At 42.9% G+C, this 17,289-nt stretch carries 14 protein-coding genes; 9 read left to right on the top strand and 5 right to left on the bottom strand.

Annotated elements, in window-relative coordinates:
- Positions 1 to 678 precede the first annotated feature (678 nt).
- A complete protein-coding gene (locus tag AB6C75_RS08290) occupies positions 679 to 2,169 on the top strand; it encodes a SulP family inorganic anion transporter (RefSeq protein WP_372107538.1) in 1,491 nt (496 codons plus the stop codon).
- Positions 2,170 to 2,299: 130 nt separating this feature from the next.
- On the opposite strand, the gene AB6C75_RS08285 is transcribed toward AB6C75_RS08290, so the two are convergent.
- Positions 2,300 to 3,934, bottom strand: coding sequence for a methyl-accepting chemotaxis protein (locus tag AB6C75_RS08285; protein ID WP_372107537.1), 1,635 nt, complete (start codon positions 3,932 to 3,934; stop codon positions 2,300 to 2,302).
- 327 nt (positions 3,935 to 4,261) lie between these two features.
- On the opposite strand from AB6C75_RS08285, the gene queD reads away from it, so the two are divergent.
- The 3 genes from queD (at position 4,262) to AB6C75_RS08270 (ending at position 6,505) form a co-directional block, all read left to right on the top strand.
- Positions 4,262 to 4,624, top strand: a complete 363-nt coding sequence (gene queD / locus AB6C75_RS08280) for a 6-carboxytetrahydropterin synthase QueD (RefSeq protein WP_009847038.1) — start codon at positions 4,262 to 4,264, stop codon at positions 4,622 to 4,624.
- A gap of 459 nt (positions 4,625 to 5,083) precedes the next feature.
- Positions 5,084 to 5,281, top strand: a complete 198-nt coding sequence (locus tag AB6C75_RS08275; protein WP_048611631.1) for a hypothetical protein — start codon at positions 5,084 to 5,086, stop codon at positions 5,279 to 5,281.
- Between the two features lie 81 nt (positions 5,282 to 5,362).
- On the top strand, positions 5,363 to 6,505 hold the full coding sequence (locus AB6C75_RS08270) for an amino acid permease (RefSeq protein ID WP_372049476.1): 1,143 nt from the start codon (positions 5,363 to 5,365) through the stop codon (positions 6,503 to 6,505).
- 120 nt (positions 6,506 to 6,625) lie between these two features.
- Here the strand turns inward: AB6C75_RS08270 and AB6C75_RS08265 are convergent, their stop codons facing one another.
- From AB6C75_RS08265 to AB6C75_RS08255, 3 genes are all read right to left on the bottom strand, one after another.
- Complete coding sequence (locus AB6C75_RS08265; protein WP_009847036.1) at positions 6,626 to 7,987, bottom strand: L-serine ammonia-lyase; 1,362 nt, start codon at positions 7,985 to 7,987, stop codon at positions 6,626 to 6,628.
- A gap of 120 nt (positions 7,988 to 8,107) precedes the next feature.
- Complete coding sequence (locus AB6C75_RS08260; RefSeq protein WP_009847035.1) at positions 8,108 to 9,361, bottom strand: aromatic amino acid transport family protein; 1,254 nt, start codon at positions 9,359 to 9,361, stop codon at positions 8,108 to 8,110.
- A gap of 309 nt (positions 9,362 to 9,670) precedes the next feature.
- Positions 9,671 to 10,270: a CoA pyrophosphatase gene (locus AB6C75_RS08255; RefSeq protein WP_065678725.1), complete on the bottom strand. Its 600-nt coding sequence runs from the start codon at positions 10,268 to 10,270 to the stop codon at positions 9,671 to 9,673.
- 324 nt (positions 10,271 to 10,594) lie between these two features.
- On the opposite strand from AB6C75_RS08255, the gene AB6C75_RS08250 reads away from it, so the two are divergent.
- The 3 genes from AB6C75_RS08250 to AB6C75_RS08240 all read left to right on the top strand — a co-directional run bounded on the left by AB6C75_RS08250 (position 10,595) and on the right by AB6C75_RS08240 (position 13,631).
- The gene (locus AB6C75_RS08250; RefSeq protein WP_372107536.1) at positions 10,595 to 11,137 is read left to right on the top strand and encodes a heme NO-binding domain-containing protein; all 543 of its coding nucleotides are present in this window, start codon (positions 10,595 to 10,597) and stop codon (positions 11,135 to 11,137) included.
- A 1-nt stretch (position 11,138) separates the two neighbouring features.
- Entirely contained in the window at positions 11,139 to 12,836 is a 1,698-nt protein-coding gene (locus AB6C75_RS08245) for an ATP-binding protein (RefSeq protein ID WP_102249791.1), read from the top strand.
- A 177-nt stretch (positions 12,837 to 13,013) separates the two neighbouring features.
- On the top strand, positions 13,014 to 13,631 hold the full coding sequence (locus AB6C75_RS08240; RefSeq protein WP_009847031.1) for a porin family protein: 618 nt from the start codon (positions 13,014 to 13,016) through the stop codon (positions 13,629 to 13,631).
- 121 nt (positions 13,632 to 13,752) lie between these two features.
- On the opposite strand, the gene pabB is transcribed toward AB6C75_RS08240, so the two are convergent.
- On the bottom strand, positions 13,753 to 15,150 hold the full coding sequence (pabB, locus tag AB6C75_RS08235; protein WP_372107550.1) for an aminodeoxychorismate synthase component I: 1,398 nt from the start codon (positions 15,148 to 15,150) through the stop codon (positions 13,753 to 13,755).
- Between the two features lie 254 nt (positions 15,151 to 15,404).
- On the opposite strand from pabB, the gene AB6C75_RS08230 reads away from it, so the two are divergent.
- Together AB6C75_RS08230 and AB6C75_RS08225 are read left to right on the top strand one after the other, a co-directional pair.
- Positions 15,405 to 16,922, top strand: a complete 1,518-nt coding sequence (locus AB6C75_RS08230) for a fumarate hydratase (RefSeq protein WP_029222862.1) — start codon at positions 15,405 to 15,407, stop codon at positions 16,920 to 16,922.
- Between the two features lie 164 nt (positions 16,923 to 17,086).
- Positions 17,087 to 17,272 carry a hypothetical protein gene (locus AB6C75_RS08225; protein ID WP_004734731.1) on the top strand — a complete coding sequence of 62 codons (186 nt, stop codon included), beginning with the start codon at positions 17,087 to 17,089 and terminating at the stop codon, positions 17,270 to 17,272.
- Positions 17,273 to 17,289 lie beyond the last annotated feature (17 nt).

The following is a 17,289-nucleotide window of genomic DNA, read 5'->3' as shown; positions in this document are numbered from 1 at the left end:
TTCATTCTCCATTGAGGGACAAATTCAACTCAAAGTCTCTGGCATTGCTGCAAATAAACATACATTTGCACAATAATTAGCCGAAACATTAAGTTGTATAAACTTTTTAAATCGATTGAACATATTACCTGTCATACCGACAGCTTCAACCTTTATTCTTGCTTGGTGAAAGAAATATTGTGTGTACTGACAATAAATGTGTTTGAGGGTGTGTTTTTTGTTCGATTTTTCCTTGTGATTGTTGATTTTAGAGAACTAGGGGAGTGGACTAGTGCGAATGGTTAAGGATTTTCATTACTTGTTGATCTGCTGTAATTAGAGTAGTTCAAACGACGGGACTGAAGGGCATAAACAGTTTTGGTTTGTTCAGAAATCGTTAATATTCGAAACCTTTGTTTGCAATATTGGTCGTGTGATTAAAGTGGCACTCACTCTATATTGTCAGCCATTCTGACCTGTGTAGGACAAACGCGATAAAAAAAAACACAGGTGTTGATTTCGTTCTACTAAACAATCACCCACTAAAGGAGTTTAATGTTCACGTGTTAATTACGCCGCCTTAACCCCTGCATTCTCTCTACACCCGCACTTTTCGAGCGCTCGCTCATTCAAGAAAAACAGTCGATCAAATTATGTCTCAACAAGGCAGGACTGGCTGTACAAGTAAAAGAGAATTTCATGCTTAATTATTTAAAAAAACACTGGTTATCAAACGTTAAAGGAGATTCATTATCTGGGATTGTGGTTGCACTCGCATTGATCCCTGAAGCCATCGCATTTTCAATTATTGCAGGCGTTGACCCTAAAGTAGGGCTCTATGCCTCGTTCTGTATTTGTGTCGTCACTGCTTTGGTTGGCAGTCGTCCGGGAATGATTTCCGGTGCAACAGGCGCTATGGCGCTATTAATGGTCACCTTAGTGAGAGAGCACGGATTAGAATATCTACTCGCTGCTTCATTTTTAGCTGGCGTCATTCAAATCGCAGCTGGGTATCTCAAGCTTGGTAACCTGATGAATTTCGTTTCCAAATCGGTGATTACTGGATTTGTTAACGCGCTCGCGATTCTCATTTTCATGGCCCAACTTCCTGAGTTGATCAACGTTCCTTCAAGCGTTTACGTGTTAGTCGCTTTGGGTTTAGCGATCATTTATCTGCTTCCTTATTTCCCCAAATTTGGTCGCGCAATACCTTCTCCACTGGTCGCGATTGTTACCCTGACAATCATTAGTTTGTTATTCGGTTTAGATGTCAGAACGATTGGCGATATGGGCAAGCTTCCGGATTCACTGCCTGTGTTCTTGACCCCTAATATTCCATTCACGTTTGAGACGCTTGCAACCATCCTGCCATATTCGATTGCTCTGTCTCTGGTTGGCTTGTTGGAATCCTTGATGACAGCGACCATAGTCGATGACCTGACCGATACTGAAAGCAATAAAAACAATGAGTGTAAAGGGCAGGGCGTTGCGAACATCGTGGCTTCCCTTTTTGGTGGCATGGCGGGCTGCGCAATGATCGGTCAGTCGATCATTAACATCAAATCAGGTGGCTTAACCCGATTGTCCAGCATGATCGCTGGGGTGGTTTTGTTGCTAATGGTGGTGTTTGTTTCTGATTGGTTGAAGCTGATACCGATGGCCGCTTTAGTGTCTGTGATGATCATGGTTTCTATCGGCACATTCTCATGGCGTTCCATTGTTGAGCTTAAAGATCACACACTGCCAACCAATGTAACCATGCTAGCAACCGTGGCGGTGGTGGTGGTTACTCATAACTTAGCAATAGGTGTTGCGGTTGGCGTGGTGTTATCGGCTCTGTTTTATGCGCATGCCAGCAAATCCATGGTCTTTATATCTGATGAAGTGGTGACTAACGAACTGCACACCACCCATCGAGTAAAAGGCCATGTCTTTTTTGCTTCTTCAGATGCGTTTGTCGATCTATTTGACTATGACAAGGCCACCTCTTTAGTGACGATCGATATATCGGATGCATCGTTCCTAGATAACACGTCGGTTGAGGCGCTTGATAAGGTCGTGTTTAAGTTCCGAAAAAAGGGTGCTTATGTAGAGGTCGCAGGAATGGATACCGTGAGTGCGAATCTGATATTTAAGCACGCGATGTACCACAAGCATAAAGATTTAACCGCGGTTTCCATTACGCACTAATCGTGGTTTAAGGTGCTCTTAAAATCTTAAAATCTTAAAATCTTAAAGCCTGAACTAGACATTGTTGTGAAGATAAAGCGCTCATCTTTGAGCGCTTTTTTGTTGATGTCGCTAGGGGAGTTCTAACGGCCTATGACTGACCTTTATCGTTGGTATTTGAGTTCGATAAGGTGAATTGGTTGATAAGAGATTCAAGGTGATCCGACAGCTCTTCCAAATCATTACTGATTCCACGAGTTTCAGCTGCAGACTGCGATGTGTTGTCGGCGTGAGAAGTGATGGTTTCAACTTTTTGTTGCACATCTTGGGTTGCTTGTGTGGTGGATTGCGTCTGTTGCTGAATATTTTGTGCATGAGCTAACACTTGTTTCATTTCTTCAACGACACCGTTCATTTCAACGGACAGTGCGTCGATATCTGTCGAGCTTTGATGTGCTTGTTCGCAAACGCGGTCAGCAGAATTCAGCGACTCTTCACTGCCTTGTTGGAACTGATGAATGATAGACTCAATACTGCCAGTAGCCTCTGCCGTTCGTGATGCAAGATTACGAACTTCATCTGCCACTACCGCAAAGCCGCGACCTTGTTCTCCCGCTCGAGCCGCTTCAATCGCTGCATTCAAGGCTAGAAGGTTGGTTTGGTCGGCAATGCCACGAATCACACTCAATATTGAAGAGACTTCTCCAGTTTGCTCATTAAGTGTTTGTATCTTGTGTTTCACTTCTTCGATACTGCTCACTAGATTCTTAATCTCACTACTTGCATCATGTGCTTGGTTAGCACTCTTACAAGCCACATCTGAGGTGTGATTGATGAGTTCTGACGCGGTTAAAGTGGCTTGTTCTACATTGACCTGTTGTGCTTGTATTCCTTCGACATTGTTTTGCACTTCTGTGGTTTCGTTTTGTTGATCGCTGGCGGCTTGCTCGGTAATTTGAGCAACGCTAGTCAGTTGATTGGCTGACGCATTCAGTTTGTGCGAAGTATCTTGTACCTTTTCTAAGCTGTTAGAAACGGTTCCCATGAACGAGTTGATGGCGTTAGCCAGCGTGCCAATCTCATCTTTACTTTGTTCGGGCAAACGAGTGGACAGGTTTTTATCGCTGCTTACTTGGGTCATAAACCGCGAAGTCTGTTGAAGAGGGCGAACGATAATCTTACGAATTAATCCCATCGTAAGAACAAACCCGGCGAAGGAGATAACCGCCATAATGCCTATAGCAGCCATGGTTTGAGTGTTGATCAGCGCGTTAACGTGGCTGAGGTTATATTCTAGGCGAATCGCGCCTAATACTTCACCTTCTGGTGCCATATGACATGCCACACAATTGGTGCCGCGATAGTTCTCGCTCGACTTCATTGGCAGAGCAATAACCAAGCCTTTACCCCAATCGGCAGAAAAGGGTTCGATAACAGTTTCGCCTGCTAGCGCTCGTTTATCGATATCATCAATAGGTGTTTGGTTGTCATTGTCAGGTCCGTACAATTTGCTCACTGCATCGGCGCGCAGTACACGAACATTTTCAATGCCTTCTTGCGCTAACGCTTTCTGACGAAGGGTCTCTTTTTGTGCCATGGTGCCAGTCAGCATCATCATATTAAGGCTATCGAAATAGTTGCTTGTCTTATCGTGAAGCTGCTCACTTAACACCGAGTTTACAAGTTGCTTTTGCTGCGAATATTGAAAGTAAGTCGATATTGCAAGCAAGAAAGTGAACACAATGGCGAGGGCTACTAGGATTTTAAAGGTGATTGTTGAGCGCATAAGGTGTTTGTTTTTATTAAGTATAATGACATGCATACTTTACGTGTAAGCGGCTCTACCACCTATGGGGTATAACCGATTGTGTGACCACACTCCGGTTGTGGTTATGTTTCTGTGATGTAGCGGGTTTGTTTCTCGTTGGGCGAGAAGGTTAAGCGTATGGTGATTTTCAAGCCATCTTTATATGTGTTTTATTGTGACTCAAGTGAGTGGCTAGCAACAAGCTCCCCCCTTGCCGCTAATAAGGCCGTACAGTGGTGATAGAACTTGTAGTGTGCATTGGTTTTACGTAATATTGCGTGTCATTTTTTTAGCCTGAGAAACACAATGAGAACTGAGTTATACAAAGAGTTTATGTTTGAAGCAGCCCACCATCTTCCACACGTGCCAGAAGGGCATAAGTGCGGTCGTTTGCATGGTCACTCTTTTCTTGTTCGTTTGTACGTAGAAGGCGAAGTTGACCCGCATACAGGTTGGGTAATCGACTTTTCTGAAATTAAAGCTGTATTCAAACCAATTTACGACCGTTTAGACCACTACTACCTAAACGACATTGAAGGTTTAGAAAACCCGACAAGTGAAGTATTGGCTAAGTGGATCTGGAATGAACTTAAACCAAGCTTGCCACTTTTGAGCAAGGTTGAGATTAAAGAAACATGTACAGCGGGTTGTATCTACCGCGGTGAATAAGGTTTCGATGCTGTAGTTTGTGATGCTAAAGTCTTCGATGCTGTAGATTTCAAAGATACAGCTATCAAAGATACAGCTATCAAGGCAACAGTCTTCAATACTATAGCTTTCAAGGTTATAGCCTTAAAAGCTATAATCGAACGAAAGGCGCTTACAAGAGCGCCTTTTTTGTAGCTGTCATATATGTTTGGGTGCTCTTTATACAAGCTTTGTTGTTAATGGGGTGGGGGGGTTATAGTTCCGCTTTTTATTAATAATGATTATTGTTTTACGCGGTTTGGTGGTCGATTTGTATCCAAATGGCTATTTTGTTCAATTTAATAGCAAAAAATGTGGTTATAGCGTTGTGTTTCAAAGCTCATTCGATAAGATGAAAATACCTCTAATGACAGAGGTAGGGCAGCAATGGATACGCTGCTTCAAATACTATGGAATGTGACTTAATTATTGGACACATACATGAAATTCAAGATTACATCGCCGATTATTGAACCTACGGAAGGTTCACCACATCAGTTAATGCTAACTCACGCTTCTCGTTTTACCTCTTTTAAGACAAGCTCCCCTTTGAACGCCCTGTTCGACAACGTCTCTGCACGCTTCTTTACCGCTTATCGCTCCTATTGTTATTCGTTTTATAACTTTATTTCTATCTGAATTCCTTTGTCATCCGCTCGATGAACGAAGACTCACATCTATAAAAACTAAACAAATAAGTTAAAAACAATGAATATTAAAATGATGGGTAGCTCCCTAATTATCGCTGGTACCGCTCTCGGTGCTGGTATGCTTGCGATCCCAATGGTATTAGCTCAATTCGGATTGCTTTACGGCACACTGCTTATGGTACTGATCTGCTTCGGTACGACTTATGCAGCATTACTACTTCTAGAAGCGACCATCAAAGCGGGTGGCGGTCTAGGATTAAACTCTATTGCCCGAAAAACCTTGGGCAAACAAGGGCAGTTGATTACCAACGGCCTACTTTACGCGTTATTGATTTGCCTATTGATGGCCTACATTCTGGGTGCGGGTGATTTGCTGAGTAAGTTACTGTCTAACTTAGGTGTAGACATTAGCGCAACGACGAGCCAAATCACGTTTACTTTACTTGCTGGTGCTGTAGTCGCAAGTGGCACCGGAGTGATTGATAAGCTCAACCGCGCATTGTTCTTTGTGATGCTAGCAAGCTTGTTTGCAACCATGGTGTTTTTGGCACCAAGTATGACGCAAGAAAACTTGATGCAGGTAACCAGCCACGACCACGTCGATCTAATCAAAACCAGTGCCATCCTGTTTACGAGCTTTGGCTTTATGGTTGTGATTCCAACCTTGGTTTCTTACAACCACGAAGCGACAGACAAACAGCTGCGTAACATGGTTATTATCGGTTCTCTGATTCCATTAGTGTGCTACTTGTGCTGGTTGTTTGCTGTGGTCGGTAACTTGAGCGAAGAGCAATTTAGAAGCTTCAAGAACGTATCAGATTTGATGGCGGCTTTTGAGGCTCAGTCTCCTTGGGTGGGTAACGTTCTGTCTACCTTCACCGGCTTGGCGTTGTTGACTTCTTTCTTTGGTGTAGCGATGGCGTTGTTCAACCAAAACAAAGACATGTTCAACCAAAATACAGCGGTCACTTACTGCATTAGTTTCATCTTGCCTCTGGCGGGTTCACTGCTTGCTGCAGATAAGTTCCTACAAGTGTTGAACTATGCAGGTATCATCTTAGTTTTCTTAGCCGTGTTTGTTCCGCTAGTGATGGTTCATAAGCAACGCTTTATGAAGGTAGCGGAAGACAGATACAGTGCTGAAGGTGGTCGACCAATGATGCTTTTCTCATTGCTGTTTGGTTGCTTCTTGCTAATCTCACAAGTGATTTAGCAGAACAATTTAGTGGTTGAATCAATCAGTCACCAAGCTTTAGCGACAAAAGCTTAAGATACAAAAAAAGGAACGCATCGGCGTTCCTTTTTTATTATCGGTTTATTAATTCAGAAATGATTAACAAACAACCTTAACTGCCAAACCACCTTGAGAAGTCTCACGGTATTTAGCGTTCATGTCTTTACCGGTTTCTAGCATTGTTTCGATAACTTTATCTAGAGAAACAGTAGGAGCCGAAGAACGACGAAGTGCCATACGAGTCGAGTTGATTGCTTTAACTGCAGCAATACCGTTACGCTCGATACATGGAACTTGTACTTGGCCAGCAACTGGGTCACACGTTAGACCTAGGTTGTGCTCCATGCCGATTTCTGCAGCCATACATACTTGCTCTGGGCTACCACCCATAAGCTCAGCAAGACCAGCAGCAGCCATAGAACACGCCACGCCAACTTCACCCTGACAGCCAACTTCAGCACCAGAGATAGAAGCGTTACGCTTGTAAAGACCACCGATCGCGCCAGAAGCTGCGAAGTAACGGATGTAGTCTTTCTCTGTCACTGTTTGAATGAACTTATCGTAGTAAGCCAATACAGCAGGGATGATGCCACATGCGCCGTTTGTTGGTGCCGTTACTACACGACCGCCAGCTGCGTTCTCTTCGTTTACTGCGAAAGCAAACATGTTCACCCAGTCAACAACCGTCATTGGATCGTTAGTTGTTTTTTCTGACGTGATCAGTTGTTGGCGAAGTGCTGCTGCACGACGAGGTACACGCAGTGGACCAGGCAGGATACCTTCAGTATTCATACCGCGATCCATACACTCACGCATCGTTTTCCAGATGTTAGCGAAGTAAGTGCGAGACTCTTCGTCTGAGTGGAAAGCCGCTTGGTTTTTCATAACCAGTGTACTGATAGAAAGACCACTTTCTTTACACTGATTAACCAGCTCTTCCGCTGTTGTGAATTCGTAAGGTGCTTTAATTGGGTTTTCTTCTTCTTTGCCGAAGTTCTCTTCGTCAACGATGAAACCACCACCAATTGAGTAATACGTTTTGGAATATGCGACTTCGTCATCAACCCAAGCATGAATGCTCATGCCATTCTCGTGTAGAGAAAGGTTGCTAGTGTGGAAGTTCATTCCGCCGTCGCGAGGGAACGAAACAGTATGACAGTGCATACCGACAGGTAGACGTTCAGTTTCTTCTACTCGAGCAATGAAGCCTGCAATAGAATCAATATCAACACGCTCAGGAGTATTGCCAGCAAGACCCATGATGATTGCGATATCTGTGTGGTGACCTTTCCCTGTCAGTGATAGTGATCCATATACGTCCACGGTGATTTTAGTGATGTCGCGCAATTTTCCCATTGAACGTAGGTCATCAATAAATTCTTTACCCGCTTTCATTGGTCCAACTGTATGTGAGCTCGATGGACCAACACCGATTTTATAGATATCAAATACACTAATCATAGCGATTACCTCAAAAAGAGAGCCTCCCAAGGGGAGTAGGGAGGCTCATTTATTATCATTATATTTTTTGTCTAACCTCGCCATATAAGATGAATGTCATCTTATAAAAAGGGCTTGAGATTAAAGAGCGCCGTAGATTACAGAACTAATAGCCGCTAGACCACATAAAGCTGTAAAGATTTGCACAGGTGCTGAAGTTTTGTACTTAGCCATAGCTGGTACTTTGTTCATTGCGAATACAGGCATTAGGAACAGGATAGCTGCAATCATTGGAGCACCCATTGTTTCAATCATACCTAGGATGCTTGGGTTAACTACCGCAACAATCCAAGTTGTAACAACGATGAACGCTAGAGAAGCTTTCTCAATCGTGCTGATTGAAGAACCAGAGCGAGACTTGATTAGGCCAACAAGACCTTCATGAGCACCTAGGAAGTGACCGAAGTAGCTAGAAGTGATTGCTGCGAACGCCACTAGAGGACCCATGTAAGAGATAAGTGGAGACTCATGAACGTTAGCTAGGTAAGAAAGAACCGAGATGTTTTGAGATTGCGCTGTTGCTAGTTGCTCTGGAGATAGAGAAAGTACTACAGAGAATACGAAGAACATTACAAAACCCATCAGCATCATTGCTGCGCCGCCAGTGATCGCGTCAGTTTTCTTAACCGCGTCTTCACCGTATACACGACGTTGCTCTTTAGAGAACTGTGAAATGATTGGGCTGTGGTTGAAAGAGAACACGATGATTGGAATCGCAAGCCAGATAATAGAAGGCATTGCTGACCATTCTGGGCTTGTTTCCATCATTGAAGTGTTCCAATCAGGAACTAGGTAGAAAGACAATGCTAGTAGGATGAATACTAGTGGGTAAACCATTGCTGAAGTTGCTTTAAGCATCAGTTCTTTACCGAATACAACACCTGCTGTCATAGCAAGGATAAGTGCACCAGAAAGAAGAGGACGAGGAATAGATTCCATGCCCATTTGGTTTACTAGGAAAGAGTCAACCGTGTTTGTGATACCAACACCGTAGATAAGAACGATTGGGTAGATAGCGAAAAAGTAAGCGAAAGTAATAAGGTTCGCGCCAGTCTTACCGAAGTGTTCTTCAACTGTGTCTGTAATATCTGCTTCTGGGTTCTTAGAAGACAGTACGAAACGAGCTAGAGATTTGTGTGCGAACCAAGTCATTGGTGCCGCGATTAAAGCTAGGATAACTAGTGGCCAAAAACCACCCGCACCAGCTTTGATTGGAAGGAATAGTACACCAGCGCCAACTGCTGTACCGAATAGTGATAGACACCAGGTAAAATCTTTATAGTTAAACTTGCTTGTATCTGTAACGGCATTTGCCGAAGAAGTTGTTGTGTTCATGTTAAATTACTCATTTTTTGGGAACAGGAAATAAGTCGGGGCTAATTCTGCAGAATTTTCTTCTACAAAAAATAGATCTAAATCATGTAATGAAACGGCGTGTCACATGATATGCGAAAAACGGATTTTTGATCACGAAAATAGCGTGCCACAGGTGATTTATGCTCATGCATGCTATTAGTTTATCTTATGCGAAAGGCGGGGTTGTACAGAATTATACCAGGGAAACGTTTGCGTAAAATTGGATCAATAAATCTGTTCCATGGAAAAGGCTGTGTTTGTTAACAAGGATTAAACAAAACGTAGTTTCTATGTAATTTGTTGCACTACGTGTTGCTGCATTGATTGGATGATTTGAGCCGTAACGCCCCAAATTAGGTGCTCTTGGAAGGGCATGGCAAAAACACGATGCTTGATTTTTTTTAAGTTAACAGTGTGGCTGTGTAACTTGGCTTGGTCTAAAACATAGGTGGCGGGCACCTCAAAAATCGAAGCAACTTCGTTCTCATCGATGATGGGTTTATAGTCCGAATCGACCACTACAACAATCGGTGTAACTAAAAATTTACTAATGGTACTCAAAGTAGGTAATTGCCCAACAATTTTAACCTGATCCGATCGAATTCCGACCTCTTCGTGAAGTTCTCTAAGTGCGGTGAATTGCATAGAAGGATCGGAGAGTTCGTGTTTCCCTCCAGGAAAGCTGATTTGACCAGGGTGATGTTTTAAATGAGCGGCTCTTTTCGTAAAAATAACATGTAAACCATCCTCTCGTTCCACTAAGCCGACTACCACTGCTGCTTTACGCAATTGATCGTCATTGATATGTGAAACGCGCTCAACGGATTCTGGGTGATAGCCAACGGTAGAGTTGAGCTGGAATTGTTGAAGGAAGTTATCTTTGTTCATATAAAGCCAATATATTGATTATTATGATTTTAAGTATAGTCATAACCGTGTGTTGATTACCAATTTCGAATTTGCCTTCACTTTCCTCCGTTAGTACCGGCAATAACTGGAAATAAGAAGGGACTGGGTAGCGGCGTTTTTCAAGGTAAATGTTCCCAATCTTCTAAGAGTGACGGATTTTGCTATATTTGAATATGTGTACTTCTACTAGTAAGCGTTATCCATGTCATAAATTGGGTGATGAAACGTACATTTTCTGTTTAAGAATTTGATAACAATGACTTAGTGGACCATTCTAAAAAGAAATATAAGAAAAGGTATGAAATGAAAGGAATCATATTCACCGAATTTTCAGAGCTTGTTGAAGACAAGTTTGGGTTAGAGCTTTTGGAAGAAGTTCTAGAGATGTCAGAAGATGAAGGGATCTACACATCAGTCGGAAGTTACGACCACAAAGATCTTGTTCGATTGATTATAAACTTGAGTAAGAAAACCGATATTGATGCAGCGAGCCTGCAACGTGTTTTTGGACAATCGGTTTTTAAGAACTTACTGGCCTCATTACCGAATAAAGCGAGCCTCGCTCATAGCAACACCACTTTTCAATTTATTCAGCACGTAGAGCGTTACATTCACGTAGAAGTGAAGAAGCTCTACCCAGATGCTGAGCCTCCACAATTTAGCTTTATCACCACGACCGAAGCGCAACTTGTTTTTGACTATAAAAGCGCACGATGTATGTCTCACGTTTGTTTGGGATTAATCGAGGGGTGTGCTGAATATCACGGTGAATCAATTGGGGTAGAAATGACACCTCAGAATGAAGACCAAAGTGTGGTTAGGTTTAATCTCAAAGTAGAAAAGTGATATGGATCTGGCATCTGCCCAAGAGAAAAAACTGAAACGTCAAATAGCAGCACGGAAAGCGGCTGAAGCCTTGTTGGAGCAAAAGAGTCTCGAACTGTTTGAGGCCAATCAACAGCTTGAACTTGCGTTGCGCCAATTAGAAAAGCGTTCAAATGCGAATATTCGACGGATCGAATTCCAAGAACAAATCGACAACCTGTTGATTGATTTCGGACGCGCGTTTCTGAGGAGTGATCTCGATGACGTGATGTTGTCCCAATTGACGGCGAGTGTAACTAACAGTTATCTAATTGAAGCCAGTCGCTTGGTGTTACCCCCCAATCTAATCCCTCAGTTACAAACCCATGACTATGGTGATGAAACAGTCGAGGTAATAGAGAAAGACATTCAAGAACCTCATTGGCAAGGTTGCTTGCTTACCGTGCCATTAGAGGTCGAAAAAGTGATTGTGGGCGCGTTAATCGTTCAGGTCAGGTTGTTAGATCAAGACTACGAATTCATCCAAAGCCAACTGTTGTTAGTGACGGACCTTATCTGCAGTGCGTTAACTCATCAACTTGCGATTAACCGAAATATTGAATCACGTAAACGAGCGGAAGAGTCCGAAAGGGCAACGCGTGACTTTGTCGCCATGATTAACCATGAATTGAGAACCCCACTCAATGGTCTTCTTGGTAGTGCGGAGTTGATAAGCGACACCGAACTGAGCAGTTCTCAACGTGAGATCGTGAATAACTTGAGCCAATCCGGTGAGTTTCTTAGAACCATCATTAATGACCTTCTTGATTACAGTAAAATCAATGCGGGTATGCTGGAATTAATTCCCAAAACATTTGCACTCCAAGATTTGAAAAATACCATTGATAGTATTTTTACCAATCGAGCGATTGAAAAGCAGATCCAGTTTGATGTCAATGTAACCGATGGGGTACCCAGTCACTTCTACGGTGACTTAGAGCGTATTACTCAATTGTTCGTGAACTTAATCGGCAATGCAATTAAATTCACCGATCAAGGCCATGTGAGCGTAGAGATAAAATGGCTTAACGACCAATTTATTTTTTCTGTTGAGGATAGTGGCGTTGGTATTGCTCAATCTGCTATTAAGACACTGTTTGAACCTTTTACACAGGCCGATAACTCAAGTAGCCGAAATTACGAAGGGACAGGGCTTGGTTTAGCGATTTGTCGCAAGCTAGCTGCGTTAATGAGGGGAGACATTAAGGTAAGCAGTATTGTTGGTTCGGGTACGACATTTACAATTTCACTCCCTCTTCAAGTTGTCGATACACTGGCTGAGCGCGATAGTGTCGCCAAAGGTTTTGAGTCTGAGGTTGAATTGACATTGCTTAAAGTGCTGGTGGTTGATGATATTAAGATGAACCAGATCATCATCCAACAAATGCTACGCAAATACGAAATAGAGCCAGCGATTGCCGGTAATGGTATAGAAGGTTTGGAATTAGCGTCGAATAATGAGTATGACATTGTGTTTATGGATTGCCGGATGCCAGTCATGGATGGTTTTGAAGCGACGAAGAAACTGCGAAGTTCAGGATATAGCCAACCAATTATTGCATTAACCGCTGGTACGACAAAAGAAGAGCGAGAGTTGTGTATTGAATCTGGTATGGACGATATATTGAGTAAACCCTATACCGCTAACGACTTAGTGATAATGCTGAATAAGTGGGGCTAATAAATATCATTGCCTTTGTAGTGAGTGAATATGCAACGTTATTGATTTGTCTCTAATGTCTTGAGTATATTGTCAATGTAACAAGTGAGCTGACAATGCTATACGTTCACTTACTTTATTGGTCGCTTTTATTAATTATATTAAGGAGGTTTGAAAAACTATAAAAATGGATTCGATATGAAAAAAATGATAGTGACGCTTGCTCTAATTGCACCTTTATCTGCAGTGGCTGCACAAAAAGACCCAAATGGTTTCTATATCGGAGTAGGAGCTGGTTCAACTGAACTTGATGATGGTGGTTTTGGTAAGGCCATAACTCGCAAAACCACAACAACTGAAACTGAATCACCTTCTTATAAACTCATTGCCGGTTATCAGATCAACCGTATTATTGGTATCGAAGGCCAATATACTAAATATGGAACGTCTACAACAAAAGTAGGCAGTTCAAAAGCATTCACAACAGATTTTAGTTCAATTAGCGTTGCTGCGAATGTTGGTTATACGTTCGATATTGGTCTTCGACCTTATGCACTTTTAGGTTATAGCTTTTTAAATTCAGAAATTGAAAACAGTGGTAATAATAAATACTTTGCGACTAAGTCATCAACCGTATCTGGTATAAAAATGGGGGTGGGCGTAGAGTATGCAATTCCTGCTGCACCAGCTCTAGCATTACGTGCAGGTATTGATTGGGAAGCAGCTGATATCAAAGTGAAAGATGAAAAGAACAAAGAGTTATCTAACGTTCACACACTAGGCTCATTCTATTTGGCTACAACATACACCTTCTAGGCTAGTGTTATTGAAAAGCTAAGTAGGTGATTGCCCACTTAGCTTTTTTAATATTAAAGTACTTTCCAGATTGGCTTTTTAGCTGTTTTTAATAACCCGTTTTAATAAATCTAGATTAAATTTATCTATCAGCCAGTACAGGCAATATTCTACTCAGCTTATCAAGAGTCTCTTGGTACTCAGAAGCACAATCACTATCAAATACTACACCTCCTCCAGCCCAAGCATAAAGCGTATTGTTTTCTGCCACTAACGTACGAATCGTAATGCTGGTGTCCATTCTGCCATTACGGCTGATATAACCAATGCTACCGCAATACGCCGAGCGACGATGAGGCTCTAGCTCCTCAATGATCTGCATCGCGCGAACTTTTGGAGCGCCGGTAATCGACCCCCCGGGAAAGCAAGCCCTTAATAGGTCATGTGCTGAATGATGGACATCAAGCTCTGCCCTTATCGTGCTCACCAAGTGGTGCACAGCAGGGAAACTCTCTATATCGAATAGCTTTGGTACATGAACCGATCCCGGCTTTGCGACTCGGCCAATATCATTACGAAGCAGGTCGACGATCATCAGGTTTTCTGCCTGATCTTTCTCAGCATTCAACAGGTCTTGAGCATTGGCGTCATCAATCATGGAATTTTCAGAACGAGGACGTGTCCCTTTGATTGGCTTGGTTTCAATGGTGCCACTATTGAGCTCTAAAAAACGCTCAGGTGAGACACTGAGAATGGTGCAGCCTGCTAAACGGATAAAACCAGAGAATGGAGCTGAGTTGTACTGCTCTAACTTTTCATAAGCGAGCCATTCACTGCCTTGGTATTGGGCATTGAAGCGCTGAGCAAGGTTTATCTGATAACAGTCACCCGACAACAAGTACTCTTGAACGCTATCGAATTTATTGGCATAACTTTGTTCAGTCATATTGGATTGCCATGGGGTGGTTAATCCAAACTTCTGATGAGTTCGTTCTGCTTGTTCTTCTTGTTGGCTTGGCGATTGTTGTTGAGTTAACCAATCCCAATGGGTATCAATGTTTTGCCCAACAAGGAACGCAGCTTTAAGCTTATGATCAACAATCACAGCCCATTCATACAATCCAACCGCCATGTCTGGTGCAGAAATATCACGCTTAGCAAGAGAGGGAAGAGCTTCTACTCGTCGCCCTAAATCGTAACTAAAATACCCTAAAGCACCACCAACGAAAGGCAGTTCAGGGTGCTCACTGATTGCGGGTAGTAATTGCTGCTGATATTGGTCGAGTAGTTCGAAAGGGTCTGACTCTGAAACCTCGCACGTCTCATTAACATTGACGGTCGTTTTTGCACCGATTGTCTCGAAGGTGGCGATGGGTTGAGCAACTAAAATGTCGTATCGACTATCAACGTGGCTTTCTGAGGCCGACCGTAATAGCATTGCCCACGGCACGCTTTCAATATGAGAAAACAGCTGTTTAGCTAAAGTTGATTGATATTCAAGCGGCTTGATTTGGATAGAGCGAAATTCGTTGTTATTCATTTGTTTAATTTGTGACAAAGAGTTCGATCACTGCATGGCGTGTGAGAGGAAGCAAGAGTATCATAAATTGAAAATAAAATGGGTTCTTGATTAGAACGGAGTAATCTAAGTGGTTTAGTTTACAGCTATGCAAGCGATTGCTAAAGCAACTAAATACAGCTCAACACAATAAAAAGCTAAACCATCTAATCCGATTCGGCACACATAGCCAAACGATGAACCCACATGGAACCAGAACAATAAAGAGGCATGCAATGACGGTTATTCGTAAGCAAGATGTGATCAGCAGTGTCGCTGACGCACTTCAGTACATTTCTTATTATCACCCTTTAGACTTTGTCCAAGCCCTAGAAAAAGCGTACGAGAAGGAAGAGAGCCAAGCAGCTAAAGATGCTATTGCTCAGATTCTTATCAACTCGCGTATGTCTGCGGAAGGCCATCGTCCAATTTGTCAGGATACGGGTATTGTTACTTGTTTCGTGAACATCGGTATGGATGTTAGGTGGGAAACGGATCAAACAGTACAACAGATGGTTGATGAAGGCGTTCGTCAAGCTTACAACAATCCAGATAACCCATTGCGTGCATCTGTCCTAATGGACCCTGCAGGTAAGCGTATTAATACCAAAGACAACACACCAGCGGTTGTTCACATTAATATGGTTCCAGGCAACAAAGTTGAAATTCAAATCGCGGCAAAAGGCGGCGGTTCTGAGAACAAAACCAAGATGGTTATGCTGAACCCTTCTGATGATATTGCAGAGTGGGTAGAGAAGACGCTACCAACAATGGGGGCAGGCTGGTGTCCACCGGGCATGCTAGGCATAGGCATTGGTGGTACGGCTGAGAAAGCCGCGGTACTCGCTAAAGAATCTCTGATGGAACACATCGATATCCAAGAGCTTATCGACAAAGGCCCAGAGAACGCAGAAGAAGAGCTTCGTTTAGATATCTTCAACCGTGTAAACAAACTGGGCATTGGCGCACAAGGTCTTGGCGGTCTAACGACTGTGGTTGACGTGAAAATCAAAACAGCACCAACGCACGCAGCCTCTAAGCCTGTTTGCTTGATCCCGAACTGTGCGGCAACGCGTCACGTACACTTCACTCTAGACGGCAGCGGCCCTGCAGAGCTAACACCACCTAAGTTAGAAGAGTGGCCAGATATAACTTGGGAAGCAGGCGCAAATACACGCCGTGTTAACCTTGATGAAATTACTAAAGAAGACGTTCAAGATTGGAAGACCGGCGAAACGGTTCTTCTATCAGGAAAGATCTTAACGGGTCGTGATGCAGCGCATAAGCGTATTCAAGGCATGCTTGAAAGTGGTGAAGGTTTACCAGAAGGCGTCGACCTGAAAGGTAAGTTCATTTACTACGTTGGCCCTGTTGATGCTGTGGGTGATGAAGCGGTAGGTCCTGCTGGCCCGACAACGTCTACTCGTATGGATAAGTTCACCGACATGATGCTAGAAGAAACTGGCATTATGGGCATGATTGGTAAAGCAGAACGTGGCCCTGCGACCGTTGAATCAATCAAACAACATAAGTCAGTTTACCTAATGGCTGTTGGCGGCGCCGCTTATCTTGTTGCAAAAGCAATTAAGAAAGCACGTGTGGTTGCGTTTGAAGATCTCGGTATGGAAGCGATCTACGAGTTTGAAGTTGAAGATATGCCGGTAACGGTTGCGGTTGACTCTAATGGCGTGAACGCGCACCAGATCGGCCCTGACACGTGGAAAGTGAAAATTGCTGAAGCTGAAAAAGCATAATTAACCGACGCCAAAAAATTGTAATTGTCGCTAACTTCAGCGTTTGAATTGCAAATCTTGACAGAAAGTTGAAGACAAAAGTGCAGCATTATTTGCACTTTTGTCTTATTATCAATGATATAGTGATAAACACATAGTTTGATATAAGAACATAGGAGAGAGGAATGCCTCGTTTTATTCAGATCCTACAGATTATCTTGGCAGTGGTGATTGGTGCTTTTGTTGGTTACGACCTGATCTTGAAAGGGATCAGTATCTTTGATAATAAATACGTGACGATTACTTGTGCACTTTGGCTAATCGCAGAGATTGCACTGTTTGTTATCTACAAGTTGATTGAAGACGATTAAGAGTCAGATATCGCAGA

This window comes from Vibrio sp. 10N.237.312.B06 (assembly GCF_041464685.1).
Classification (GTDB): domain Bacteria; phylum Pseudomonadota; class Gammaproteobacteria; order Enterobacterales; family Vibrionaceae; genus Vibrio; species Vibrio tasmaniensis_A.
Note: the sequence above shows the minus strand (reverse complement) of the source record. Positions and strands in the feature narration are given on the sequence as shown.

Excerpts from the sequence above, each read along its gene's own strand:
- AB6C75_RS08290 (WP_372107538.1), top strand. The coding sequence starts at position 679 with ATGCTTAATTATTTAAAAAAACACTGGTTATCAAACGTTAAAGGAGAT.
- AB6C75_RS08285 (WP_372107537.1), bottom strand. The coding sequence starts at position 3,934 with ATGCGCTCAACAATCACCTTTAAAATCCTAGTAGCCCTCGCCATTGTG.
- queD (WP_009847038.1), top strand. The coding sequence starts at position 4,262 with ATGAGAACTGAGTTATACAAAGAGTTTATGTTTGAAGCAGCCCACCAT.
- AB6C75_RS08275 (WP_048611631.1), top strand. The coding sequence starts at position 5,084 with ATGAAATTCAAGATTACATCGCCGATTATTGAACCTACGGAAGGTTCA.
- AB6C75_RS08270 (WP_372049476.1), top strand. The coding sequence starts at position 5,363 with ATGATGGGTAGCTCCCTAATTATCGCTGGTACCGCTCTCGGTGCTGGT.
- AB6C75_RS08265 (WP_009847036.1), bottom strand. The coding sequence starts at position 7,987 with ATGATTAGTGTATTTGATATCTATAAAATCGGTGTTGGTCCATCGAGC.
- AB6C75_RS08260 (WP_009847035.1), bottom strand. The coding sequence starts at position 9,361 with ATGAACACAACAACTTCTTCGGCAAATGCCGTTACAGATACAAGCAAG.
- AB6C75_RS08255 (WP_065678725.1), bottom strand. The coding sequence starts at position 10,270 with ATGAACAAAGATAACTTCCTTCAACAATTCCAGCTCAACTCTACCGTT.
- AB6C75_RS08250 (WP_372107536.1), top strand. The coding sequence starts at position 10,595 with ATGAAAGGAATCATATTCACCGAATTTTCAGAGCTTGTTGAAGACAAG.
- AB6C75_RS08245 (WP_102249791.1), top strand. The coding sequence starts at position 11,139 with ATGGATCTGGCATCTGCCCAAGAGAAAAAACTGAAACGTCAAATAGCA.
- AB6C75_RS08240 (WP_009847031.1), top strand. The coding sequence starts at position 13,014 with ATGAAAAAAATGATAGTGACGCTTGCTCTAATTGCACCTTTATCTGCA.
- pabB (WP_372107550.1), bottom strand. The coding sequence starts at position 15,150 with ATGAATAACAACGAATTTCGCTCTATCCAAATCAAGCCGCTTGAATAT.
- AB6C75_RS08230 (WP_029222862.1), top strand. The coding sequence starts at position 15,405 with ATGACGGTTATTCGTAAGCAAGATGTGATCAGCAGTGTCGCTGACGCA.
- AB6C75_RS08225 (WP_004734731.1), top strand. The coding sequence starts at position 17,087 with ATGCCTCGTTTTATTCAGATCCTACAGATTATCTTGGCAGTGGTGATT.